The organism is Methylomonas sp. EFPC1 (assembly GCF_016925515.1).
GTDB lineage: Bacteria > Pseudomonadota > Gammaproteobacteria > Methylococcales > Methylomonadaceae > Methylomonas > Methylomonas defluvii.
Genome location: NZ_CP070494.1, coordinates 482,798 through 505,247 on the forward strand (window position 1 = coordinate 482,798; position 22,450 = coordinate 505,247).

Genomic DNA, 22,450 nt, shown 5'->3' on the forward strand with positions numbered 1-22,450 from the left:
CATGGAATTTAAAGACTATCTAAAAATCCTCGTCCAACACGATGGTTCGGACCTTTACCTGACGGCGGGCGCTCCACCGGCGGCCAAGTTCCAAGGCAGCTTAAAACCGTTGGAAAACGTCAAACTTAGCCGTGAACGCATCAAGGAAATTGCTGACGGTATCATGGACGCCGAGCAACGCGCCGCCTTCGAACAGGTGCCGGAAATGAATCTGGCGATCACCGAAGAAGGAATCGGACGGTTTCGGGTGAATATTTTTAAACAGCGCAATTGCCATGCCTTGGTAATTCGCAACATCAAGGTCGATATTCCCAGTGCCGACGCCTTGGGCTTGCCGCAAATCCTCAAAGATAAAATCATGGAAAAGCGCGGGCTGATTTTGTTTGTCGGCGGCACCGGTTCCGGTAAATCGACGTCCTTGGCGGCCTTGATAGATTATCGCAATAGCAACTCATCCGGGCATATCATTACCATCGAAGATCCTATCGAGTTTGTGCATCCGCATAAAAAATCCTTGGTCAATCAACGCGAAGTCGGTGTCGATACCCTCAGTTATGAGGATGCATTGAAAAACACTCTGCGGCAGGCGCCGGATGTGATTCTGATTGGCGAAATTCGCAGCCAGGAGACCATGGAACACGCTTTGGCTTTTGCCGAAACCGGGCATTTGTGCTTGTCCACCTTACACGCCAATAACGCCAATCAGGCCTTGGACCGGATCATCAACTTTTTCCCGGAAGAGCGCCGTCCGCAGTTGTTGATGGACTTGTCCTTGAATCTGCAAGCCTTTATTTCCCAGCGCCTGGTGCCTACTGTCGAAGGTAAGCGGGTGGCGGCTATCGAAATTTTGCTGGGTACTAAATTGGTCAGCGATTTGATCCATAAAGGCGATATTCACGCCATCAAAGAAGCGATGGAAAAATCCGAAAATATCGGTATGCAGACTTTTGACAGCCATTTACTCAAGCTCTATAAAGGCGGCGTGATCACCTTGGAGGAGGCCTTGCGCAATTCGGATTCGCCGAACAATTTAAAACTTAAAATCAATTTGAGCGAAGGTTTGGGGTCGGCGACCAAAAAACCCAGTTCTTTGGCCGGCGGTCTTGCTTTGGAAGAAATCACCAAGAAAGAGGGTGATGAGGATAGTGGGGGACATTAAGGAAATTCCAAAGAATCTCTCAAAAATCTTTGCTTTGTGTTGCCGCGAAAGCGTCAAGCGGGCAAGTTCGAAAACTGGATTCCGGTTGTGGGAATGACGGGTCTATCAAGACATAAAAGCCGACGATAGGCCATTTTACCAGCGAGTGGCAATCGATAGACTTCGTCTGGATGGCTTGGAATCCCAATGGAATCAGCTTGTGCACAGATCCTAAAACTGATTTGAACAGGCTAGGATAAGTCTGCGATGCTGAGGATCTTATAAACCTCGTAGGCCGGCTGCTGATAAGGGTGGCAAGCCAGCAAGGTTTGCACCACCGTTTTTATCAAATCATCGGCGCAGACCATTTCTATCTTATATTCGGCGACCTGCTCAATTTTACCGATACTGCCCAGATAGGGTTCGCTACCGGCAAGAGGCCGGAATTGGCCCTCTCCCAGCACTTGCCAGGCGCAACTATCGTAATCGCCGATACGCCCGGCGCCCTGCTCGAACAACGCTTGTTTTAGCTGCTCGGCATGGCTCACCGGCACATAAAAACTCAGCTTATACATCGTGCCGGGTGCCAGGTGGTCATGCCATGCAGCTTATGGTTACGAACATCAGCCGGTAGCCAGTAAAAACACGCCCCACAGCACCACAACCAACGTAATTTCCTCGATCATGTTGATGGCGGCCTGTCGGTCCGCTCTGTTCAGCATGGCTGTTTGATTGGCTTTTTGATCGCGCATATGAACGGATTGATGAAGCATAATCTCCTCCTAGTGGTGGTTGGTATAGCTACGCATTTGTCCGACTAATACCCCTTGTATTTCCACTTGCTCGGGCCGGTAACGCATGGCCTGCATCTTGGAATTGGCGGGGATTAGCAGGGTTTCGTGTGGGTACTGCTCGATAAATTTCAATGTTGCTTCGGCTTTTTCAACCAATGCCACGACGATTTCGCCGTTACGGGCATGGCTGCGTTGTTCGATGATGACCCAGTCACCGTCGAAGATGCCTTCTTCCTGCATCGAATCGCCCTTTACTTTCAGTACATAACAAGGGTTCTCGGTTTTCAATTCTTCCGGTACTGCCATATAAGAAATGTTTTCGATCGCTTCTATCGGCCGGCCGGCGGCTATGGTGCCGACAAAAGGCAGCATGCCGGATGCCTCGGTTTTGTTGACCAGCGATTTGGCGTGTTCGGTCAGGCGGATGCCGCGTTGCTTGCGCTGCGGCGCTTCGATCAAATCGGCATCGATTAGCGCCTTAATCTGGCTATGCAATGAACCGCGTGATTTCAAGCCCATCGCCGCGCACAATTCTTCCAATGTCGGCGGATGACTGAATCGCTCCTGATTTTGTAGCAGGAAGTCGAAAATTTCTTGTTGTTTACGGGTAAGCGTCATATTTGTTCTGTGTTTGTTTTGATAAAGCATACAACTAAAACAAATACAGAACAAATAATTTTTTTCGTTACCGGAAAAATTTTGTATCGATGGGCTGTTGCTGCTTGGGTGAGGTAAAGCGGTCTTTTCGAAACCGCTATGGTTAATCCGGTTCTTAAGTTTCTTTAGGTCGTCATTCCCGATAAGAGCGGACTCCAGTGCGGCAACTGGGCTCCCGGCTTTGCGGGAGCGAGCTTATTGAGGCGCGGCGTTAATAGCTGTTGCGCATATGTCAGTGGGACAGAAACACGTTGTCCCACAAAAAACGCATTTTCGGAGCGATTGCAACTATGGGGGCAAGCAGAAATTCGTTGCTGGCGTTCCTGAGGGGCGGAGGATTGGCGTTTATCGAAAGTGCTATTTACTTGCGTCTGCGACACATTTCTTGGTGAAACTGTTCTTGGCCGCGCCTTTCAAGTTTTTCTCGGCCGCTTTTGCATCGCAACTGGCTTTAGCGGCAGCGATCTTGGCGTCTTTCTCGCATTTTTTAAGAAAGCTATTTTTGGCGGCGCCAGCCAGCTTTTTTTCAGTCGCCTTCGCTTCGCAATCTGCGTCGGCCGCATACGCCGTTTGGCCTAAGAACAATAAAGCTACGATCGCCAAAATAATGTTTTTCATTGTTTATCCTCCGAATAATTGATAGTGCGCTTATTCGGTCATTGCTGAGGTTTGGATGGCTCTCGCAATTGACCGTCTGTTGCTTGTCGTTTAAAGCCAGAGGTCTTTATGCCTCAACAATCGTTATTTTCATGGCAAGCGGCTAAGTGTTGCGCAGGGAACGATTCGCTCAGTCGCAAATACTAGCCCTTCAGCACGATGGTTTCGACTTGGTCACCACCTCTGGCCGACAGCGTGATTTTGTCCTCTTGAGCTAACCAACCGATACTTCTTTGAATGACGGCCTCTTCCTCCGGCAGTACATAAACTAATTTGGCAACCGGTGTCGCGCCGTTTTCAGCCAAATGATGCCAGATAACGCCAGCGGTCAAACCTATGCGTTCAAGCATGGAAATCTCGACTGGCGCAGTGCCACTTGGCTCGGCTTCCACATTAGGCTCTACTTTGGCGGCCTTTGGTTTTGGATTGGCTTTTTTCGTGGCTGCTTTGGCAGCGGCAGCTTCCGGCGCTTTTTCGATACTTTCCGGGGCAGCCGGTGCTTCAGCCGTTGTTTTTACGGCTTTAGGCGTTGTAGTTGCTTTGGGTTTAGCTTTGGTTTTGCTCGGTGCGGCGGAGGCTTCTTGTGCTGTTTTAACGGCAACGGATTTGGTAGGGGATTTTTTAGTCGCTTTCGCTGGAGTGGGCTTTTCAGCGGTAGAGACTGGTGTTTCGGAGGTAGGCGTAGTTTTTTTCATATTGGCTTTCAGACGGTCAGGGATAGAGTAGTTTCCAGCGTTCGAGCTTATGGCTATGCGGGGAGTTTACCCGAGATTTTAACCGGATTTACAAATCGATTGCTTGTTAAACCCGCGGCCATAAAAAAACCGGTATCAGCTCAGCCGATACCGGTTTGATATAACGCGCTCAAGCTGTGGTTAGTGTACGTCTTTCCAGTACTCTTTTTTCAGCAGATAAGCTAGAGCGATAAACATCAGGATAAAGAACAGCACGTATTTACCCATTTGTTGTCTTTCCAACTGTACCGGTTCACCGACGTAAACCAGGAAATTGACCAAGTCGTTGACCATTTTGTCGAATTCCTGGGGTGTCATTTGGCCTGGTTGATCCAGTTTCAGACCAGTAATCACGTCATGGCCGTCGATTTTCTGCGTAATTGCCGACTGCGTACCTTGCAGTTGCCAGAACACGTTGGGCATACCGACATCAGGGAATACCGCGTTGTTAACGCCTAAAGGTTTTCCCGGTTCCGCATAGAAGCTGCGCAGGTAGGTATATAGCCAGTCGGCACCGCGCGAACGGGCGATCAGCGATAAATCCGGCGGTGTGGTGCCGAACCATTTTTCCGCGTCGTGCGCGTTCATGGCTGAATGCATCTGATCGTAAATGCCTGCCCCGAAAGGCGCTACCACTTTCAGAACTTCCGCTTCATCCAGTTTCAAATCGATCGCGATACGTTTGTAGCGGATGTGTTTTGCCGAATGACAGCCCAAACAATAAGTGACGTAATACTTCGCGCCGCGCTCCATCGACAGGTTGTCGCTCAAGTCGATGTCGGCACTATCCAGTTTGACGCCGCCACTGGCCAGCACGTTGAAAGGCAGCAAAAACAAAAGAGTGTAGAGTATTTTTTTCATGGCTTAATCCAGGCTCTTTTTTAGGTTTTTTGCAAAACGAATCAGCACGGCTGAGATGCCGGACCAGTTCGGCCTTTTCTTAGCGATAGTGCCCCCCATATTGTCGGGAACTTGCTGTACCTCAACGACTTCATCGACTAAGGCCAACAGAGCGGGAATGCGATCTTCCAGGCTAGGCTGGCTGGTCAGGCGATTCGGTACCGGTTTGGTTTTTTCCCAGCGGGTATATAAAGGCATCAACAGGAAAAATCCGAAGTAAACGGCGGTCAATATCCGCGCAACCGTCGTGGCGCCTGGTGTAGCAGGCTGGGTACCCAAATAACCCAAGCCGATAAACGCCACTACAAACAATGCCACGGCTTTTTTGAAGATGCCGCCACGGTAACGGATTGATTTGACCGGGCTGCGATCCAGCCAAGGCAGCATGAACAGCACCACAATCGCGCCGCCCATCGCAATCACGCCGGCAAACTTATCCGGTACCGCGCGCAAAATGGCGTAGAACGGGGTGAAGTACCAGACCGGGGCGATATGTTCCGGGGTTTTCAATGGGTCAGCCGGGATAAAGTTGGCATGCTCCAGAAAGTAGCCGCCTAATTCCGGCATGTAGAAAATCACCGTGGCGAAGAAGAACATGAACACGCCGACGCCGACGATGTCCTTGACCGTGTAGTACGGATGGAAGGGAATGCCGTCGACCGGATGTCCCCAAGGGTCCTTTGATTGCTTGATTTCAACGCCGTCGGGGTTGTTGGAACCCACTTCGTGCAAAGCCACGATGTGCAGGAATACCAGGATCAGCAATACCAGTGGCACAGCGATGACGTGAAACGCAAAAAAGCGGTTCAAGGTGGCGTCGGAGACCACATAATCGCCGCGTACCCACAGCGATAGCTCGTCGCCGATTACTGGAATCGCGCTAAACAAGGAGATAATTACCTGGGCGCCCCAGTAAGACATTTGGCCCCAAGGCAGCAGGTAACCCATAAACGCTTCGGCCATCAAACAGACGAAGATCAGCATGCCGAAAATCCAGATCAGTTCGCGCGGTTGCTTGAACGAGCCGTAAATCAGGCCGCGGAACATGTGCAGATAGACGACGATGAAGAACGCGGAGGCGCCGGTGGAATGCATGTAACGCACCAGCCAACCCCAGTTGACGTCGCGCATGATGTATTCGACCGAATCGAAAGCCAGTTTGGCGTCCGGCTTGTAGTTCATGGTCAGCAAAATGCCGGTGATGAACTGGTTGACGAGCACGAACAGAGCCAGAGACCCAAAGAAATACCAGATGTTAAAGTTTTTGGGCGCGTAGTAGTGCGCCATGTGTTCATTCCACAAATCGGAGAGTGGAAAGCGCTCCAGCAGCCATTCGCTGCATTGATTCATTTTACGCTTCATGCTTTGTCTGCCTCGCTGTCTTCGCCCACGACAATCAGATTGTCTGTTTCATATCGATAAGGCGGTATTTCAAGATTGGTAGGGGCGGGAACGCCGCGATACACACGACCGGCCAGATCGAACCAGGAGCCGTGACACGGGCAAAAGAAACCACCTTTCCAGTCCGGGCCTAAATCATTAGGGGCAATTTCCGGGCGAAACGTAGGAGAGCAGCCTAAGTGCGTGCATAGGCCGACCGCGACAAAAATTTCCGGTTTAATGGAGCGCAGCGGATTTTTGCTGTTCTCCGGCTGCATGGATTCGTTGGATACCGGGTCAGCCAGTTTGCTGTCCAGCGTCGCCAGAGTGGATATAACCTCCGGCGTCCGGTTCAAGACCCACACCGGCTTCCCTCGCCAAGCTACACGAATTAGCTGGCCGGGTTCCATCTTGCTGATATCGACATCGACGGGCGCGCCTGCTGCCATGGCCTTGGCGCTGGGCTGCATTTGCGAGAGAAAAGGGACGGCCAAATAGCCGGCACCCACTGCACCAACCACCGACAGTGCCGAGGTCAGAAACTGGCGTTTGGAATGATCGACGCCTTCGTGGTTCATAAGTAACACTCCTGATGATGTGATGTATATCGCGATACATCGATTATTATAATTTTTAGCAAATATACCCTACTGTCCGTGATTATTGAAATTGTTCTTGCGACAGCGCTATTCAAGGGTTTCAGGCGTTTGCGGATGCTGAGAATTATCACTTTAAAGCAACTGCCAGCGCGTTTAGAAAGGCTTGATTTTCTTCCGGTTTCCCGATGGTGACGCGCAGGCAATTGTGTAACAGCCCGCCTTGCGGGGACAGATTCTTGATCAACACGCCTTGCGACTTCAAAGAAGCAAATACATCGTCTGCGGCGTTGTTGAGGGTGCGGAACAATATGAAGTTAGCGGCGCTGGGGTATGCGTGGACGCCGGGTGTCTCGTCTAAGGCTTGAAGAACTGAAGCGCGCTCCGCTCGCAGCGTTTGGGTTTGCTCTAACAGAAACTCGCCATGATCCAACGCAAAGCCCACCGTGATTTGGGTCAAGCTATTGATATTGTAGGGTAAGCGGACTTTATGCAGCTGCTCCACAATGGCCGCATCGCCGGCCAGAAACCCCAGGCGTAAGCCGGCCAGCCCCAGTTTGGAAACGGTACGCATCACCAGTAAATTAGGATAATGTCCTAGCTCGCCGATAAAACTGGCGTCGGCAAACGGCGCATACGCTTCGTCGACTACGACCAAGCCCGGTGCAAGGCTGAGTATTTCCTTGATGGCGTCGGCATCGAATAAGTTGCCGGTGGGGTTGTTGGGATAGGCGATAAAAATCAGGGAGGGTCGCGATTCGGCAATCGCCGCGCGCATGGCCGGCATGTCCAGTTCAAAACAGTCTGCCTGCAACGGCACGCCAAGGTAACGCAGGCCCAGGCTTTGCGCCACTTGCTTGTACATCACAAATCCGGGTTCCGGTGCCAACACAGTGGCATCGGCGCTCAGAGCCATCAGCAATATTTGAATGATCTCGTCCGAGCCGTTGCCGAGCAGCAAGGCCGCTTGCTCCGGTATGCCGTTCGCTCGGCGCAATGCGGCCGCCAGGGTCTTGGCTTCCGGGTCCGGGTAGCGGTTGATCGGGCAGGATTTCAGTGATTCCAGCCAGCGTGTTTGAATGTCTTCCGGCCAGCTATAAGGATTTTCCATGGCATCGAGTTTGATGAAGTTACTGGCATCGGCGACATGGTAGGCCGACATGGAGAGAACTTCTGAGCGGAACAGCGTTTCGAGCGGTTGGGTTGGCATGTGGTCAAACTCTGCGGAATTGGAACGAGCGGCATGGATATTACACCCTAGCAAACTGGGCAGGCCGCGAGGGCAAAAAATCGGCGGATTTTAACAAAGCGGAGGGCGAACGTATAACCTTGAAAACCAGCCTCTTGCGTCTCCGTTGACGCGAATCGCTCGCTGCGGTGCGGGCGGATACGGCGCGGGATAATAACACTGCTTGCTGGAGGTGGCAAAGGGATTAGGCTGCAGCGAATTGCCTCAAATTAAAAGTAACCCAAGGGGTCATTAAAAACGGGTCGTTGCCTCACATTGTGTGTAACCGAAATCAAGCGGGTTACCACCATGGGAAAACACGAACGACGAGCCTATTTACAGGCTATCCAAAAGCGCTATCGACAAAGCGATAGGGCCACGAAACAAACGATCCTAAACGAGTTTTGCGAAGTCTGCGGCTACGCCCGTAAGTACGCGATCCGTTTGCTGAATCGAAAAGCCAAGCCAACCGCTTCGCCTAGCAAACGGCCCGGCCCCAAGCGGAAATATCAAGCCGAGGTGTTGCTGGAGCCATTGAAGCGCATCTGGTTTGCTAGCGATCAACTGTGCGGCAAGCGCCTGAAAGCCGCGATACCGATCTGGCTGCCTCATTACGAAGATCAATACGGCCCCTTGGCGGATGGCGTGCGCGCCGACTTGCTCAAGGTGTCGGCGGCGACCTTGGATCGCTTGCTCAAACCCTTGCGCGTCCAGCACCCCAAAGGCTTGTCCGGCACCAAACCCGGGTCTCTGTTGAAAACCCAGATTCCCATCCGCACTCATCACTGGGACGAGACCCAGCCCGGTTTTGTCGAAGCCGATACTGTCGCTCACTGTGGCAATTCGCTGGCCGGCGATTTCGTCTGGAGCCTGACGATGACGGACATTGTCACCGGCTGGACCGAATGCCGGGCCACCTGGAATAAAGGCTCGCAAGGTATCCTGGAACAGATTCAGGCCATCGAGAACCTGTTGCCATTCCCTTTGAAAGGCTTCGATTGCGACAATGGTTCTGAATTTCTCAATCATCACCTGGTTCGCTATTTCACCGACCACCCGCAAAAGCCGGCGTTTACCCGCTCCAGGCCTTACAAGAAAAACGACAATGCCCACGTCGAGCAGAAAAACTGGACTCACGCCAGGCAATTATTCGGCTACGACCGGCTGGATAATGCCGCGCTGGTGCCGTTGATGAACGCGGTCTACAGCACGCTTTGGTGCCCTTTGCAGAATCATTTCTGTCCCAGTCTGAAACTGCGGAAAAAACACCGAGACGGCGCCAAAGTCGTGAAAAAATACCATGCCCCGCAAACCCCTTACCAACGGGTGATCAATCATCCTGACATCCCGGAAACCACCAAACAGACTCTCCAGGAACATCATGCCGAACTCAATCCATTTGCTCTTAAGGCCGCCATTGAGCAACAATTGAAACTCATTTTTTCACAAGTCCAGGTTACCTCTAATGTGAGGCAACGACTTTGACCCTTCGGTTACCTTTTTCTATGAGGCAATACGTGCAGAGCGGGCGGATTTGCCTGTGAATGCGATGATGCTTGGACAATACGCTTCTATGACGGATCAAGCAGTCAGTCAGGTTGCCGCTATCGCGGCTCCCTGACGATTTGCTTTACAAGCCTACCACTGTGATTCGCCAGTTTCCGGGTCGTACATTTCGTGGAATATTTTGTGGCGGTTGGCGATCAATTCGTCGATGCTGGGCGAGTTGCTCATGGCTCGGGAAATTGCCAGCTTCATGGCTTCGTAGTTGGTGCGGTACAAATCCTTGCGGTCCAGCTCTGGGTTTTCCGCGCAGGAGGGATCTATCCAGATCATGGCGATGATGCACAACTCGTTGGCTTGCAGGCGCGGAATGACGCCGTCGGCGACGCTATCGATGACTGCGTCGGCGACCGCCGACTGTACCGGACCGCCCAATAAATTGACATAAGCCGAGGATTTGATCGTAACTTTCGGCACCATGATGGTGGCCGGGCGCACTTGTTGGTTGGTGGCGCGGATCGCAAACATGCGCGTGTGGCCGGCGGTTTGGCCCATCAGATTGGCAAAAGCATGGCCGGCCGGGCCTTTGACGTCGCCAATCAGAATTTCCGGCATGGCGTCGGTGCCTTGCCCTTCGCTGGAAAATACGGTGGCTTCGCCGGTTCTAAACCAATAAGAGTCTGACATGGTGCGTCCTCGGAGTATGTTGAGAAAGGCCGCATTCTATGCCCGCGCTGGGCTTGCGGCAATAGGCGGACTCCGGCTTAGGGTTTAGATTGGTGGCTAAGCATGTGGGGGTAGTGCTGTTAGCGCATGCGATCCCGATACGCGCAGGTAAGGCTGGAAGGTTGTGAGACGGCGCAACCACTTCAGCGTAGCTGCTGGTCTCCCGCCTTCGCGAGAGCGCCACTATTTAGGGTAAGAGTGAATAATGTCCGGTTCCGCTATGCCTGCACGGCTTTCGTCGCACTACGCAACAACTGCAAACATTGGCGATTGGCGGCTAGGTCCAGCGCGCTGAAATCGTCCTGCGTAGTCAGTAGCGGATCAGCGCCGGCATCCAGTAATTGCTTGACCACCGCGTGCTTGCCACTGGATGATGCATAAGTCAGCGCGCTGGCGCCGCTCGGGTTTTGATAGTTAATATCGATGCCGGCTTCCAGTAACAAGCCGATGCAATCGCCGGCTTCGGCAAAACATGCGGCCCACAGCGCGTTGTTGCCGTAAGCGTCCAGCGCCGTAAGATCTGCACCTTGCTCCAACAGAAAGGCCAGCACGTCGCTCCGGCCTTGTTGGGCGGACAGAATCAATGGGTGTTTGCCGTGTGGATTGAGGCCTAATTGAAAGCCATTTTCCAGTAGCCAGGCATCTATTTCGGGCGTAAGAGGCATATAGATCAGACCAGAGAAGGGCGGTGGAGTAAGGACAGATGGCCGACACCGGCGGTTTTCAGTTTGTCGGCCAACTCGTGACGGGCTAGTTCGCCTTTGCCGCGCAGATACTTCAATTCGCTGCCGGTCAGCAAGGTGATGGCAACCAGTTTTATCTGGCCACCCGCTAACATTAGGGTTTTGCCGGATTCGCTGTTAGTGCCCAGCAGTGCACCGATTTGCCCTCGGCCGTCTTTGATATGGTCGATTGCGAATTCCATCGATAATAGCTCGCCGTTCAACAAACGTTCGCTCAAACGCGGAAAGCCGGCCAGGGTGTGGCTGACTTCGGCGGTTAAAGGAAATAACCAGGTGTCAGCGAGTTTGCTGAGCGGCGCATCGGCGGCGGTGCCGGAATCCGGGCTTTCGATAAACACTTCCAGGCCCAGGCCGGTTTCCGGTCGGTCGCGCTCCACCCAGGGATCGGATAAACCATCCGAGATCACGCAGGCGTTTTGACCATGCCGTGCTGCCAGCCAGGCTGCGCCGGCCGGCCATTCCGGCCCGTCGCTCATCGGCCCCATCAGCGAGGTCAGCGCCGCCAATTCAGAACCCAGCTGTTCCTGCAGCGCTTGATGGCGAGATTCGGTTGCCATGCGCAATCGATCCGCATAAGTCAGGCCGACGATGTGTTCAGTTTGCGGCATGCGCTATCTCCATGGTGAGGGCTTCCCAGCGCTCGCGGGCGGTAAAGCTGACTTCTTCGTCGGCATCGTCGAGCATCTGTTTCAGCAGTTCCGGCTCGGCGCGCAAGGCCACCTCGTAACGTACGGTCCAGTCTTCGTCTTTACTCATCATGACCAGATCGTCGACGTCCATGCGTTGCGCGACGATGCGGCGGATGTTGACTTCGTGATCTTCGGCCATCAAGCCCAAACTGACACTGGGTATGCGTTCGGCGACGGTGCGGCGCACCTCATTGTCCGGGTCGGCGACCAGGCGGAACAGCCGCCCGGCGGGCAAGCGCTTTGCTACGTAGGTTCGCACCAAATAATCCGGATCATTCGCCATCAGTTCAAGTTGTGTTTCGGGCAGACGATCAGCTACGGTGACCCGGACTTCTCTGTCGCTGTCCTGACTCAACTCCAGTAGCCAGTCAACGGGGACGCGGTAGGCCAATACCCGGCGCACCGCTTCGTCGGGATCGGTTAGTAGCGGGCGTAAATGATTGGTGGGGAGATAGCGGGCGGCGATTGCCCGGCGTTCCCAGAACGGATCATTGGCGTAATTCGGCGCGAAGCCCGGATGAACTTTAAAAAAACGGTCGATTTGCCGGCCGCTTTCGGCGACCACGCAGCGGTCGCCCGGTTTGCAAGTGCCGGCAGCCAATAAGCTATCCCGGTAAGCACAAGTCGAGCAGTCGGCTAACGGGGTTAGATCCACGGAATCGTGCTCTGCTAGGGATGAGGCCACCATTTAGGCGGCCTCCGCTAAGACCGGCAGTAGCTGCGGCGTGATTTGCGCCAGCCAGATTCGAATGCGCTCGTCGGTCAAATGAGGTTGACCGCGTTGATCCAGCACCAGACCGACGAATTGGTTGTCGATTATCGAGTCGGAATGTTCGAAAGTGTAGCCTTCCGTGCTCCAGCGGCCGATCATTTCGGCGCCGTAGTCGTAAAACACCCGGTAAAGCTGGATCAGCGAGCTGGCGAAACGCGAAGCGTAGCGTTCTTGATGACCCAGGCCGAATAGCGCGATGCGTTTGCCGGAGAGATCGGCGCCGTCCAGGGAGGGTACGAACTCTTGCCAGCTGCGTTCCTGGCATCCGGCTCCCAGGCCCGGCAAGTCGCCTATGCCATAGCTGGGCGTGCCCAAAATCAGCGCGTCGTACTGCAATAATTCTTCGGGTTTTACTCGATTGATATTTTTGGGCTTGTCGGCCAGCTCTTCGCCTAACAGACTAAAAATTTTTTTTGCCACTAGCCGGGTGCTGCCGGTATCCGTTCCGAAAAAAATGCCGATTTTGCTCATAAATCACCTGTGATCGAGAGTGCGGGATAAGGCTTGTGCAGCCGTTTTAAACTTCTCAGCAAATTTTGATCCAGATTCAAAGATAACCGGCGCATCTGGTTTTTTGTTTTATATCAGTTAGATAGGATTTTTTGTCGCATTTTCAGGTTGAGGTCTGTGCAGGCATGTCTACAATTGCCAGACCGATGGGGTGATTTGTGACACGGCGGCCGGCGTTATCCGTTAGTTTCAGGGTGGATTGTTAGCGTCAAGATGCGGCTCTTCAGTGAGCTAAACGCCAATTTTTAGTGCAAGCTGATTGCGTGGTTATTTTGAATTTAGCCAAGTACAGTCATTACCGTAATAAATATTCAAGGACGCCATATGGCAATTCTGCGCTGTAACAATTGTGCCTATTTACGTGAAGTGCCGAACGAGCATGTGGGCAAAACGGTTAAGTGTCCGGTTTGCGAACAAGCCTCGGCAATTCACGATACCGTGGTTTTTTTGAAGAAACTGATCGATAAATACGGGGTGCTACTGGCTAAATACCGTGAGTTGGAACAGGCGAGTAATCCTGTAACGGAAATGGCGCCATCCGATATTCGCTTGCCTAAAGACGAAGAGGTGGATTTGCACAACACTGCTGTGATGACTAACAGTATGCAGTACAAACCCATCATCAGCTGGTTCGAACGTAAAAATATCCAGGTCGAAGTAAATCATAACGCCTTGGATACGCAAGGTTTTTATGATGAAGTGGCGGTTGAATTGGGCGATAACTTTCCGGTTTTGCAGGATGTACTGGATAGAATTAGGAAAGCTCAAAGAAATAACTACGCATCGGTTGTTTTGAATTTAAGCGATTACAGTCAAAATCAAATTAAAACCATTACCGGCTTTTGTAAAAACCTTTACGAATTCTCGTTTGTCGCCAAGTATTTTTATAATAAAAATGAAAAGAGAGTCCATCTGACGTTACAGAGTATGTCGGCCATTGTCGGATTTTTTAATGGTGAATGGTTGGAGTGGTATGTGTTTATGAAATTGCTGAAACATTTCTACGAAAGCAAAGGGCTTTTCTCTTGCTTAAGAAGCTTTAATATTCAGTTTGCCAATGAAGATAAATATGAAGTGGATGTATTTTTTCTAATTAATGGGCGTATACCGGTATTTATAGAATGTAAATCCGGAGAATTTCGTTCGTTTATCGACAAGTACTGCAAAATGCGGCGCAGGCTGGATATTGCCAAGGAAAACTTTCTGTTACTGGTCTTGGGTGTTAGTGATGAGCAGGTGTTGGGGTTGACTAGAATGTACGATATTACCTTCGTCAATGAAGCCGGCTTTATCAAACATATTGCCGGCTTGGCGTCGCAATAAATTATACCTCTTAATATTTGTGGTAATTAGGCTATTTTTCCCGGTTTTGCTGATATTTTCAGAATCTATGGTAGGATGAAAAGGCTTTGAGCAAGCAACCGGATTAAAATATACAGTCATAAATTTGTAATTTTAATGTGGTTTAAAAAAACACTTAGTTATCAATTGATAGGATTTGTATGAACACAGTAAAAAAAACCTTGGCTTCATTTTTGGTGATCGCCGCAGCATTGGTTTCCACATCCGCTAATGCAAACAGCGCTGGCGACGCCAAAGTACGTGCAGCCGGTGAAGCTACCGTTGCCAAAGTAGAAGAAGCTGTAAGCTTGTTGGAAAAAGGCGACAAAGAAGGTACTTTGAAAGCACTGGGCGACGTTCGCCAGTCGCAAAAAGAGTTCCGTTATGAGCAAACCGAGCGTTTGCGTCAAAGAGCTGGCGACAAACTGAAAGTGGCCCGCGACGAGATCGAAAAAGGTGATGCCAACGCCGTAGCCAGCTTGAAAGCGACTCTGGACCTTTACAAAGAAATGATGAAAGTTTACAGCGCCGCTCACTAAGGACGCATCTAATCAATCCAATCCGGATTGATTAACGGCTGCCACCGGAAGACGTGTTTTCTCGGTGGCTCCCAACTAAACTGTTTTCGATGTTCATGCCTGCTTGGCATACTTCCCTTACTCCCTCCGCTGCCGATCTTTCAAAGCTTGCAATCGGCAAACAATTGCTCAAATTCCTGGGCCGGTAACGGTTTGGCGAACAAATAACCCTGTCCAAAATCGCAACCTGCCGCAGTGAGCAAATCCCGTTGGCTTGAGGTTTCTATGCCTTCGGCAATCACTTTTATACCCAATTTGTGAGCCATCACGATGATCGCCTCGCATAAGGCCATGTCGTCGGAGCCAACTGCCAGATTGCGGACGAAGCTCTGATCTATTTTCAGATAATCGATGTCGAATTTTTTCAGATAAGACAACGAGGAATAGCCGGTGCCGAAATCATCCAGCGACACCTGAATGCCGGCGTCGCGGAACGACAACAGTTGCTCGGCCACGCTGCTATTGGCATCCAGTAACAGGCCTTCGGTAATTTCGATGACGACACTTTGCCCGGAAAGACTCAGTGCCTCCAGTCTATCCAGCCAATCGCGATGGCTTTCGCGCTCATTCCGAAACTGCACCGGCGATTTATTGATACTGATCTGGAATTTTTCGTGTATCGATTGCCGCCAGCGACTGGTTTGCTCGGCGGCTTCCTGAAAAATCCAATTCCCTATGCTGCTGATCAAACCGGTTTCTTCAGCAATCGGAATAAAATCCGCCGGGTTGATCAGGCCGCGTGTTGGATGTTGCCAGCGGATCAGCGCTTCCGCTTTGCGTACAGTATTAGTAGCCAGTTCGACGATGGGTTGGTAGCACAAATAAAACTGCTGCCCGGCCAGAGCCTGTCGTAGGTCGTTACTGAGCCGCAGCCGCGCTTGTGCGGATTCCTGCATGGTAGGGATGAAAAAACAATATTGGTTCCGGCCCTGGCGCTTGGCGGCATACATCGCCTGGTCCGCATGCTTTAACAGCGATTTCAGGTTGTCGGCGTCATCCGGGAAAAAAGCGATGCCGATACTGGTGGAAATATAAGCAATTTCGTTACCCAACTGAAAACATTCCGTCATTTTGTGCAACAGCTTGCCGGCTATACGCTCGGCGTTGTCGGGGTCGCCGACATCGCTCAGAATCAGAGTAAACTCGTCGCCGCCCAGGCGGGCTACCGTGTCGGTTTCCCGCACGCTGGTCAAAATCCGTTGGGCGGCAATTTGCAGCAGCTCGTCGCCCATGTCGTGTCCCAGTGTGTCGTTCACTTCCTTGAATAAGTCCAGGTCGATAAACAACAGCGCCAGACGCTTGTGTTCCCGGTGGGCTTTTTTGATCTCCTGACTCAGCCGGTCGTAAAACATGCGCCGATTCGGCAATTGGGTTAATGGGTCGAAATTGGCTTGTTGCCAGATCACGCCTTCGGTTTTTTTCTTTTCGGTAATATCGGAAAACAAAGCCACCCGTCGCTGCATGGTCTGTTGAGCATCAAAGATGGTATTGACGGTTAACCACTTGGCGTATAACTCGCCGTTCTTACGTTTGTCCCAGATTTCGCCCTGCCAGCTGCCCTTGCTTTGAATGGCTTGCCACATAGCTTCGCTGTGGATGCTGCTGTTTAAAATGCCAATGTGCTTACCGACTACTTCATCGGATTGATAGCCGGTAATGGTGGTGAAGGCGGCGTTGACTGTCAGGATGCGATCATCCGAGTCTGCCAACAGCATGGCTTCGCTGCTGTTTTGATAAATCAGTGCGGCCTGTTGCAGGGCTTCTTCGATACGCTTACGTTCGCTAATGTCCCGAGCGATAGCCAAGTTATAACCGACATTGGCGTATTCAAAATAATTGGCCACGACTTCCACCGGAAACAACCTGCCATCCTTGGTTTTGTGGATGGTTTCCAACTTGTTCGAGCGCTTAATTTTCAGCTCCGCCCAGTGCGCGGCCCAGACTTGGCGCGGAAAGCAAGGGTCTACATCGAATACGCTCAAGCGCAACAGCTCTTGATGGCTATAGCCTAAAGCCTTGCAGGATTGGTTGTTGATATAAATGAAGCTGGCATTCTCGGTAATCAAATAAGCGCTGTCATGCATTTGATCCATACCAAAGCTTAATTGGGCTAAGCGCCTGCGCGAGGTTTTTTGCTCGGTGATGTCCCGAAAACTCCAAACCCGGCCCGCCGGTTGCCCGTCCAGATATTGTGGTTGGCAATAGCTTTCGATAAAGCGGCCGTCTTTAAACTCCAGTTCGCTGGCGTAACGTTGCTTAGGGTATTTATAAATCTCTTCGATTCGGTTTAGGAAGGCGGTTCGGTCTTTTAGCAGTTTCAGGGCGTAGCTCAGGGATTTCTCATCGTCGCCGATCTTCAAAGAACCTGGCGGGATGCCCCAAATCCGCATGAATTGCGGGTTGAAAGTGGCGATCTTGCCGAACAGATCGACTACCAATATAGCGTCGGTGCTGGAGTCGAGCGCGGCTTGAAGGATTGATAGCGATTTTTGCAAACTGGCTTGTTTCTGCTTGGGTTGGACCATGACTCGGCTACACTGCTAGCAAGTAAATCTAGCAAAGGCTTATTTAAAAGGTTGATTTATAAGCCTAGCCGATTCCGACGCTGCCGTACCTTTTTCTATAGCTTGATACGAAATGCTTATTGCGCGGCAAAGTAGTGCATTGCTCCCAGCAAAGGTGTGCGCGGATTCAAAGCCAGTTTGACCGATAGCTTGGCGAGCATGGGCTGAAACCGGCCTTTGGCGACAAAAGCCTGGATAAATTCCCCGGATTCCAGCACCGATCTGATTTTGGGGCCGATGCCGCCGCCGATGAATACGCCGCCGGTAGCGAAGGCTTTTAAGGCCAAGTTACCCGCTTCGGCGCCGTAAAGTTCCGCAAACAAGCGCACGGTTTCGCGGCACAAGGGATCTTCATCGTCCACGCCCAAGCGCGAAATCAGCGCATTGCGATCAACGCCGCTGGCATTGGCGGGTGCAGGCACCGCCGGGCAGGGCGGGGCGAAGCGGGCTTGGACCAGAAAGTCGTAGATATTACTGAAGCCGATACCGGACAATATCCGTTCGCAGCTGACATGCGCAGGATAACGGCCGCGCAGGAAAGTCAGCAGTTGATCTTGTTGCGGGTTTTGCGGGGCAAAATCGCAATGACCGCCCTCTGTGGCGATGGGGTGATACTGTTCGCCATCCCAATGCAGCATCGCTTCGCCCAAACCGGTGCCGGCGGCGATCACCGCAATATTGCCGGTTTGCGGCTCGGCGTTGGGATTTAGTTCGACGAAGTCCTGTTCCTGTAGGTGCAGCATGCCGATTGCCATGGCTTCCAAATCGTTCAGCAATTTCACCCGGTCGGTGCCCAGTCGAGCTTTGAGTTGTTCGCCATCCAATAGCCAGGGCAGGTTGGTGGTTTGGCAGCGTTGATTGACGACCGGGCCGGCTATGCCGAAACAAGCCGATGTCACCGTTGGGGTGTCGCTCAGAAATAGATCCAGAATTTCCTCAAAAGTCTGAAACTCGCCGCTGGCAAAAGTTTGTTCCTGCAAACAGCTCAGCGTGCCGTCGGCTTGTCTGTCGAGTAAGGCCAGAACCGTTTTGGTTCCGCCAATGTCGCCGGCTAGAATCATAGTCGTCCTCATGAGGTTGGGGTGGCGTTGTTGAGCAGGTGGATCAAGGCATCGAGTATCGCGTTGGCCAACGCATGCGGCGGCAACTGGTAAAAAGCCTGCCAAGCCAGCGATACGCATTCTTCGTAATGATCGCGGTAGTGCGGGTGCTGTTGCAGCCAACTTATTCTGACCGCATGGCCGATCAAAATATCCGTCACCAAGGTGTCGTCAATGTACAGGTCGGGATAATCGCGGACAATGGAGGCCAGCGCGCGCAGGGCTTCCACGCTCAATTGCCGATACACCGGCGCCTGAATTTTATTCAGAATATGGTTGATATGTAATCTAAAGCTTTGTTCGCCGGCGGTCATTTGCGCCAGCATGATTTCGCTGTCGATCCGGCGTTTGCTGTTGTATTTTTCGCCGACCATCAAACCCTTGCAGTGATGCAACAAGTCCCATACGCCAGCGAAGAAGGCTTCGTTTTCCCGGCCGACGCTGCCTTGCTGTTCGCGCCAGGCATACCAGTCGTCGGCGTCGCCGCGGTCTTTCGGGTTCATCGACTCCGGAAAGCGCGCGGCGGTCAGATCGCGCTGCGGGCCTTCGCAATGCAAGGTTTCGACTTGCCCCAGCTGGTTTTCGCTGTTGTTGTAATCTTCCAGGGTTTCCTGCAATAGGTCCGCCACCTGATGTGGCGGCAGCGACAAAATATCGCTAAACGCCTGGTCCAGAGAGGTGCTGCTCAGGCGTTTTTGTCTGGCAATGATCAATTGCAGAATGTGGCCGACGCGAATGGTGTGCATGTCGGCGAACAATTCCGGCTTTAACTTGATCAGCATGCCCAGGTAGATGATTAACTCCTGGACGATGATTTGCTGGCTACTGTCGTTGGGGTTAAAGGTGCGGATAGTGTCCAGAATTTGCCAGGAGTCGGTGGGGCGGCGCAAGGTGGCTTTGCCGCTGTAAGCGCGGCCTACCGTCAAGCCATGCTGGCGCACCAGAATCTCGGTGGCGGCTTGTTCCAGGTTGATGTCGTATTTGCCCAGTAAGCTGGCGCAACGCCGCACCACATACCAAGCATGGCGGTCGCCGGCTCGGGCATACACTTCTTCTAGCAAGTCGCGCACGTACCCTGGCTGGTTTTCGTCGTTGCGTAAGCCGGTGTCGTAATCAAGTCCGTGGCGTTGGCAGAGCAAGGTGAGGGCTTCCAACTGGGCATAGAGGTTGGGGTTATTGCGCAATTGTTCTACTAAGCGGCCATCGTCACCAATTTCCCACTCGGTCAGTACGAAGCTATCCAGTGCTTGCGGCGCTTGGTCGTCGTGGGCCAGCAAATTAGCGAAAGGCCGTTCGACCTCTTCCCAATTCGCTTCCGAAAAGCTAAAGCCATGTAAGTTGCCGATTTTTTCGTGGCTGGCCGTTTGCACAAAATCAGTCAATCGTCCCAGTTTCACCGGTGTGCCTTGCACATTGCCTTGGCTGAGTTGCTCGATAAAACCCAACAATACTTGGCGGTCTTCGTTGCCGAGCATGTTGTGCTTGATGTTGATGACCAACAAGGGCTGAGCGGGATTGTCCCAGTGGCGGATGATGTAGGCCAGTTCAGTACGCAGCCGTTGAATCAGTAACTGGTTGTCCATGGCAATATAAAAACCTTTTTGGTTCATGAATTGCGGTAAAAACAATAAAGGCTCGCCCGCCAGCACGTAAAGCTTGGAGGTGGCTAGCGTGCGTAATTGTCTTAGGGGTCGTCCAGTGAGTCCAATGCGGTCGTTGCGGCCCACTTGGGTGTAAGCAGCGGCTAATTCGCTGGCGTCTCGCACTTGGATCGGCGCGATTTCAGTTAAAGTTTGCGAGGGGATGCCGCGCCCGCGCAATTCGTCTTGTACCTGTTCGTCATCGGCCAGTAGGGCAATCTGCAATGTGGAGTTCGGGTACAGACGGGTGGATTTGTAGCGCCCCAGCGGATCGATGTCGTCCACGCTGATCAAGCCGTCTTGCAGCAAACCGCCCAGGATATACAAGCTTTGCGCCCAGACCAGGGGTACGTTTTCGTTGGGAATGCGGGTTTGGCTGTGCGGGTGGCGTTTTTCAGCGGGGATGGCACTTTCCGGCACGATGTATAGTTCCGGCAACAGCCATTGGCCGTTCTGCTCCACCAGCAAGTCTTCCAGGCGGCGGCGGTAATCACCAACCCCTTCAGTATCGCCGGCAAACAGTTTATTCAGTAATAAGTAGCAGAAAAACAGCGGCCATTCGCATTCTATGTCCATGAATTGCTTCAACTCATTGGGTTCGTAATGCAGGCGTTGATGATCTTCGATGACGGTTTGATGGCCGTCCAGCAGGAAGCGTTTACAACCGTAACGGCCTTGCAGTTTGTCGACAATCAAAGCCTCGGTGCGTTCGCGTAGCGCTTTATTGTCTACCGCGAAGGCCGGAAAGCCGGTCACACTCAGTACTGCTGAGTCGACTTCCTTGGAGATGGATTCACGTGGCAGTAAGGCTTCCAGGGTAATGCGGGTGCGGGCGATGTCGTCACTGATTACGTGGATGATCGCGGTCTGGCCGCCGTCCTTACCAAACAAATTGCAGCCGGACATCGCTTCCAGCGCCGCCTTGGCCATGCCGATCGAGCTGGCATTCAATTCCGCCAGGCCGTGATTCATTTTATTGCCGCGTTCCCAGATGCCATAGTCTGGTGTGCGATAGGCCCGGCTGACGTAATGCACCAGGTTTTGCACGAAATTGACTTCGTCGATGCTGAACACAATCCGCAAGCCCGAGGCGGTCATTTGCGCCAGCATCAGCAAGAATAAGGAGGTGGCGTCCAGTTGCAAATGGCCCCATTCGCTGTCGCCCACCACGACTTCGCCGCTAGTGGTTTTGTATTTGGCGTGCAGCGCGTCCAACGGGTCCTGGCTGTGCTTGAACTTTTCCACTTTTGCCGCTTGTCGCATCATCGCCGTCAACAGGCCGCGCATCAATTTGACGACGCTTTGTTCTAGTAAATAGGTGCGTTCCTGCTGGCCCTCCACTTTGCGGTACGCCAGCCCCAATCCCCAGGCTGCCAAAATGCTGTAGACATTGTCCCGCACCCAAGCGTCCGTGTAATTGCCGTGGGTGGTGACGGCGGTACTGGCCGGTAGCAGGCCACTAATCCAATCCTGGCGTTTCAGGATGATGTCTTGAACTTGCTGATAATACTGGTCGAGCGTCTCGGTTTGACTGGTCGGCATCATGTATTTAATGGAGTGTGAGGTGGCGTTTAAAGAATTGGGCACTCAAGCCTTGGGCAAGGTTACTCCGGTTTGGCCTTGATACTTGCCGCCGCGATCCTTGTAAGAGGTTTCGCAGACTTCGTCGCCGCCGAAAAACAGCATTTGTGCGACGCCTTCGTTGGCGTAGATTTTTGCCGGCAGCGGGGTGGTGTTGGAAAACTCCAGCGTCACATGGCCTTCCCATTCCGGTTCGAGGGGGGTAACGTTGACGATAATGCCACAGCGGGCGTAGGTCGATTTGCCCAAACAGATGACCAGCACATCGCGCGGAATCCGGAAAAACTCCACGGTGCGGGCCAGCGCAAACGAGTTGGGCGGAATAATACAGACGTCGGATTTCACATCTACAAAGCTGCCTTCGTCAAAGTCTTTGGGATCTACGATGGTGGAATTGATGTTGGTGAAGATTTTAAACTCGTTGGAGCAACGGACGTCGTAACCGTAACTGGAGGTGCCGTAGGAAATGATGCGTCCTTGCGCGGATTCACGGACTTGCCCGGCCTGAAACGGCTCTATCATGCCGTGTTGCTCGGACATGCGGCGAATCCATTTGTCTGATTTTATGCTCATGTTGCTGGTTGGGTAGGGAAAAATAACAGAGCGTTCAAAATAGCAT

23 protein-coding genes are annotated in these 22,450 nt (G+C 52.4%); 5 read left to right on the top strand and 18 right to left on the bottom strand.

What is annotated here, in order from left to right:
• Window position 1: 1 nt before the first annotated feature.
• Complete coding sequence (locus JWZ98_RS02245) at window positions 2-1,159, top strand: PilT/PilU family type 4a pilus ATPase (protein ID WP_205454376.1); 1,158 nt, start codon at window positions 2-4, stop codon at window positions 1,157-1,159.
• 230 nt (window positions 1,160-1,389) lie between these two features.
• Here the strand turns inward: JWZ98_RS02245 and JWZ98_RS02250 are convergent, their stop codons facing one another.
• The 5 genes from JWZ98_RS02250 to JWZ98_RS23100 all read right to left on the bottom strand — a co-directional run bounded on the left by JWZ98_RS02250 (window position 1,390) and on the right by JWZ98_RS23100 (window position 3,596).
• Window positions 1,390-1,713 carry a YqfO family protein gene (locus JWZ98_RS02250; protein WP_205452962.1) on the bottom strand — a complete coding sequence of 108 codons (324 nt, stop codon included), beginning with the start codon at window positions 1,711-1,713 and terminating at the stop codon, window positions 1,390-1,392.
• 48 nt (window positions 1,714-1,761) lie between these two features.
• Window positions 1,762-1,911, bottom strand: a complete 150-nt coding sequence (locus JWZ98_RS02255) for a hypothetical protein (protein ID WP_165385910.1) — start codon at window positions 1,909-1,911, stop codon at window positions 1,762-1,764.
• A 9-nt stretch (window positions 1,912-1,920) separates the two neighbouring features.
• Window positions 1,921-2,550, bottom strand: coding sequence for a transcriptional repressor LexA (gene lexA, locus JWZ98_RS02260; RefSeq protein WP_205452963.1), 630 nt, complete (start codon window positions 2,548-2,550; stop codon window positions 1,921-1,923).
• A 396-nt stretch (window positions 2,551-2,946) separates the two neighbouring features.
• The gene (locus JWZ98_RS02265) at window positions 2,947-3,207 is read right to left on the bottom strand and encodes a hypothetical protein (RefSeq protein ID WP_205452966.1); all 261 of its coding nucleotides are present in this window, start codon (window positions 3,205-3,207) and stop codon (window positions 2,947-2,949) included.
• A gap of 182 nt (window positions 3,208-3,389) precedes the next feature.
• Entirely contained in the window at window positions 3,390-3,596 is a 207-nt protein-coding gene (locus tag JWZ98_RS23100) for a winged helix-turn-helix domain-containing protein (RefSeq protein ID WP_225892983.1), read from the bottom strand.
• On the opposite strand from JWZ98_RS23100, the gene JWZ98_RS23105 reads away from it, so the two are divergent.
• Window positions 3,595-3,972 (top strand): hypothetical protein, encoded by a 378-nt coding sequence (locus JWZ98_RS23105; RefSeq protein ID WP_240348182.1) that lies wholly within the window; start codon window positions 3,595-3,597, stop codon window positions 3,970-3,972. The two genes, JWZ98_RS23100 and JWZ98_RS23105, sit on opposite strands and share 2 nt — an antisense overlap.
• Before the next feature lie 149 nt (window positions 3,973-4,121).
• Here JWZ98_RS23105 and JWZ98_RS02275 read toward each other — a convergent pair whose 3' ends face one another.
• The 4 genes from JWZ98_RS02275 to hisC form a co-directional block, all read right to left on the bottom strand.
• Window positions 4,122-4,841, bottom strand: a complete 720-nt coding sequence (locus tag JWZ98_RS02275; protein ID WP_033155859.1) for a cytochrome c1 — start codon at window positions 4,839-4,841, stop codon at window positions 4,122-4,124.
• Between the two features lie 3 nt (window positions 4,842-4,844).
• A complete protein-coding gene (locus JWZ98_RS02280) occupies window positions 4,845-6,242 on the bottom strand; it encodes a cytochrome bc complex cytochrome b subunit (protein ID WP_240348184.1) in 1,398 nt (465 codons plus the stop codon).
• On the bottom strand, window positions 6,239-6,838 hold the full coding sequence (gene petA / locus JWZ98_RS02285) for a ubiquinol-cytochrome c reductase iron-sulfur subunit (RefSeq protein WP_033155861.1): 600 nt from the start codon (window positions 6,836-6,838) through the stop codon (window positions 6,239-6,241). Before petA ends, JWZ98_RS02280 begins: the two co-directional genes overlap by 4 nt.
• A 148-nt stretch (window positions 6,839-6,986) precedes the next feature.
• On the bottom strand, window positions 6,987-8,066 hold the full coding sequence (gene hisC / locus JWZ98_RS02290) for a histidinol-phosphate transaminase (protein ID WP_033155862.1): 1,080 nt from the start codon (window positions 8,064-8,066) through the stop codon (window positions 6,987-6,989).
• A gap of 327 nt (window positions 8,067-8,393) precedes the next feature.
• Here hisC and JWZ98_RS02295 point away from each other — a divergent pair, with 327 nt between their 5' ends.
• Complete coding sequence (locus tag JWZ98_RS02295; protein WP_205452975.1) at window positions 8,394-9,569, top strand: integrase; 1,176 nt, start codon at window positions 8,394-8,396, stop codon at window positions 9,567-9,569.
• Window positions 9,570-9,722: 153 nt separating this feature from the next.
• Here the strand turns inward: JWZ98_RS02295 and fae are convergent, their stop codons facing one another.
• From fae to JWZ98_RS02320, 5 genes are all read right to left on the bottom strand, one after another.
• Window positions 9,723-10,274 (bottom strand): formaldehyde-activating enzyme, encoded by a 552-nt coding sequence (fae, locus tag JWZ98_RS02300; protein ID WP_171696673.1) that lies wholly within the window; start codon window positions 10,272-10,274, stop codon window positions 9,723-9,725.
• A 257-nt stretch (window positions 10,275-10,531) separates the two neighbouring features.
• On the bottom strand, window positions 10,532-10,978 hold the full coding sequence (locus tag JWZ98_RS02305; RefSeq protein WP_205452976.1) for an ankyrin repeat domain-containing protein: 447 nt from the start codon (window positions 10,976-10,978) through the stop codon (window positions 10,532-10,534).
• Between the two features lie 5 nt (window positions 10,979-10,983).
• Window positions 10,984-11,664, bottom strand: coding sequence for a hypothetical protein (locus tag JWZ98_RS02310; protein ID WP_205452977.1), 681 nt, complete (start codon window positions 11,662-11,664; stop codon window positions 10,984-10,986).
• A complete protein-coding gene (locus JWZ98_RS02315; protein WP_205452978.1) occupies window positions 11,651-12,433 on the bottom strand; it encodes a 4Fe4S-binding leucine-rich repeat protein in 783 nt (260 codons plus the stop codon). Before JWZ98_RS02315 ends, JWZ98_RS02310 begins: the two co-directional genes overlap by 14 nt.
• A complete protein-coding gene (locus tag JWZ98_RS02320) occupies window positions 12,434-12,988 on the bottom strand; it encodes a flavodoxin (RefSeq protein ID WP_205452980.1) in 555 nt (184 codons plus the stop codon).
• 363 nt (window positions 12,989-13,351) lie between these two features.
• Here JWZ98_RS02320 and JWZ98_RS02325 point away from each other — a divergent pair, with 363 nt between their 5' ends.
• Both JWZ98_RS02325 and JWZ98_RS02330 read left to right on the top strand, forming a co-directional pair.
• Window positions 13,352-14,350, top strand: coding sequence for a hypothetical protein (locus JWZ98_RS02325; RefSeq protein WP_205452982.1), 999 nt, complete (start codon window positions 13,352-13,354; stop codon window positions 14,348-14,350).
• A 179-nt stretch (window positions 14,351-14,529) separates the two neighbouring features.
• On the top strand, window positions 14,530-14,907 hold the full coding sequence (locus JWZ98_RS02330; RefSeq protein WP_033155869.1) for a hypothetical protein: 378 nt from the start codon (window positions 14,530-14,532) through the stop codon (window positions 14,905-14,907).
• Window positions 14,908-15,047: 140 nt separating this feature from the next.
• Here JWZ98_RS02330 and JWZ98_RS02335 read toward each other — a convergent pair whose 3' ends face one another.
• From JWZ98_RS02335 to dcd, 4 genes are all read right to left on the bottom strand, one after another.
• Window positions 15,048-17,471: an EAL domain-containing protein gene (locus JWZ98_RS02335; protein ID WP_205452987.1), complete on the bottom strand. Its 2,424-nt coding sequence runs from the start codon at window positions 17,469-17,471 to the stop codon at window positions 15,048-15,050.
• A 116-nt stretch (window positions 17,472-17,587) separates the two neighbouring features.
• The gene (gene glk / locus JWZ98_RS02340; protein ID WP_205452988.1) at window positions 17,588-18,571 is read right to left on the bottom strand and encodes a glucokinase; all 984 of its coding nucleotides are present in this window, start codon (window positions 18,569-18,571) and stop codon (window positions 17,588-17,590) included.
• Between the two features lie 8 nt (window positions 18,572-18,579).
• On the bottom strand, window positions 18,580-21,795 hold the full coding sequence (locus JWZ98_RS02345; protein WP_205452989.1) for a glycoside hydrolase family 15 protein: 3,216 nt from the start codon (window positions 21,793-21,795) through the stop codon (window positions 18,580-18,582).
• A 42-nt stretch (window positions 21,796-21,837) separates the two neighbouring features.
• Window positions 21,838-22,404 carry a dCTP deaminase gene (gene dcd, locus JWZ98_RS02350; protein WP_205452990.1) on the bottom strand — a complete coding sequence of 189 codons (567 nt, stop codon included), beginning with the start codon at window positions 22,402-22,404 and terminating at the stop codon, window positions 21,838-21,840.
• Window positions 22,405-22,450: the final 46 nt, after the last annotated feature.

Coding starts and splice junctions, on each gene's coding strand:
- JWZ98_RS02330 (WP_033155869.1), top strand. CDS start 14,530: ATGAACACAGTAAAAAAAACCTTGGCTTCATTTTTGGTGATCGCCGCA.
- hisC (WP_033155862.1), bottom strand. CDS start 8,066: ATGCCAACCCAACCGCTCGAAACGCTGTTCCGCTCAGAAGTTCTCTCC.
- petA (WP_033155861.1), bottom strand. CDS start 6,838: ATGAACCACGAAGGCGTCGATCATTCCAAACGCCAGTTTCTGACCTCG.
- JWZ98_RS23105 (WP_240348182.1), top strand. CDS start 3,595: ATGGAAATCTCGACTGGCGCAGTGCCACTTGGCTCGGCTTCCACATTA.
- JWZ98_RS02265 (WP_205452966.1), bottom strand. CDS start 3,207: ATGAAAAACATTATTTTGGCGATCGTAGCTTTATTGTTCTTAGGCCAA.
- JWZ98_RS02250 (WP_205452962.1), bottom strand. CDS start 1,713: ATGTATAAGCTGAGTTTTTATGTGCCGGTGAGCCATGCCGAGCAGCTA.
- JWZ98_RS02315 (WP_205452978.1), bottom strand. CDS start 12,433: ATGGTGGCCTCATCCCTAGCAGAGCACGATTCCGTGGATCTAACCCCG.
- JWZ98_RS02295 (WP_205452975.1), top strand. CDS start 8,394: ATGGGAAAACACGAACGACGAGCCTATTTACAGGCTATCCAAAAGCGC.
- glk (WP_205452988.1), bottom strand. CDS start 18,571: ATGATTCTAGCCGGCGACATTGGCGGAACCAAAACGGTTCTGGCCTTA.
- JWZ98_RS02245 (WP_205454376.1), top strand. CDS start 2: ATGGAATTTAAAGACTATCTAAAAATCCTCGTCCAACACGATGGTTCG.
- lexA (WP_205452963.1), bottom strand. CDS start 2,550: ATGACGCTTACCCGTAAACAACAAGAAATTTTCGACTTCCTGCTACAA.
- fae (WP_171696673.1), bottom strand. CDS start 10,274: ATGTCAGACTCTTATTGGTTTAGAACCGGCGAAGCCACCGTATTTTCC.
- JWZ98_RS02325 (WP_205452982.1), top strand. CDS start 13,352: ATGGCAATTCTGCGCTGTAACAATTGTGCCTATTTACGTGAAGTGCCG.
- JWZ98_RS23100 (WP_225892983.1), bottom strand. CDS start 3,596: ATGCTTGAACGCATAGGTTTGACCGCTGGCGTTATCTGGCATCATTTG.
- dcd (WP_205452990.1), bottom strand. CDS start 22,404: ATGAGCATAAAATCAGACAAATGGATTCGCCGCATGTCCGAGCAACAC.
- JWZ98_RS02305 (WP_205452976.1), bottom strand. CDS start 10,978: ATGCCTCTTACGCCCGAAATAGATGCCTGGCTACTGGAAAATGGCTTT.
- JWZ98_RS02320 (WP_205452980.1), bottom strand. CDS start 12,988: ATGAGCAAAATCGGCATTTTTTTCGGAACGGATACCGGCAGCACCCGG.
- JWZ98_RS02275 (WP_033155859.1), bottom strand. CDS start 4,841: ATGAAAAAAATACTCTACACTCTTTTGTTTTTGCTGCCTTTCAACGTG.
- JWZ98_RS02255 (WP_165385910.1), bottom strand. CDS start 1,911: ATGCTTCATCAATCCGTTCATATGCGCGATCAAAAAGCCAATCAAACA.
- JWZ98_RS02335 (WP_205452987.1), bottom strand. CDS start 17,471: ATGGTCCAACCCAAGCAGAAACAAGCCAGTTTGCAAAAATCGCTATCA.
- JWZ98_RS02310 (WP_205452977.1), bottom strand. CDS start 11,664: ATGCCGCAAACTGAACACATCGTCGGCCTGACTTATGCGGATCGATTG.
- JWZ98_RS02280 (WP_240348184.1), bottom strand. CDS start 6,242: ATGAAGCGTAAAATGAATCAATGCAGCGAATGGCTGCTGGAGCGCTTT.
- JWZ98_RS02345 (WP_205452989.1), bottom strand. CDS start 21,795: ATGATGCCGACCAGTCAAACCGAGACGCTCGACCAGTATTATCAGCAA.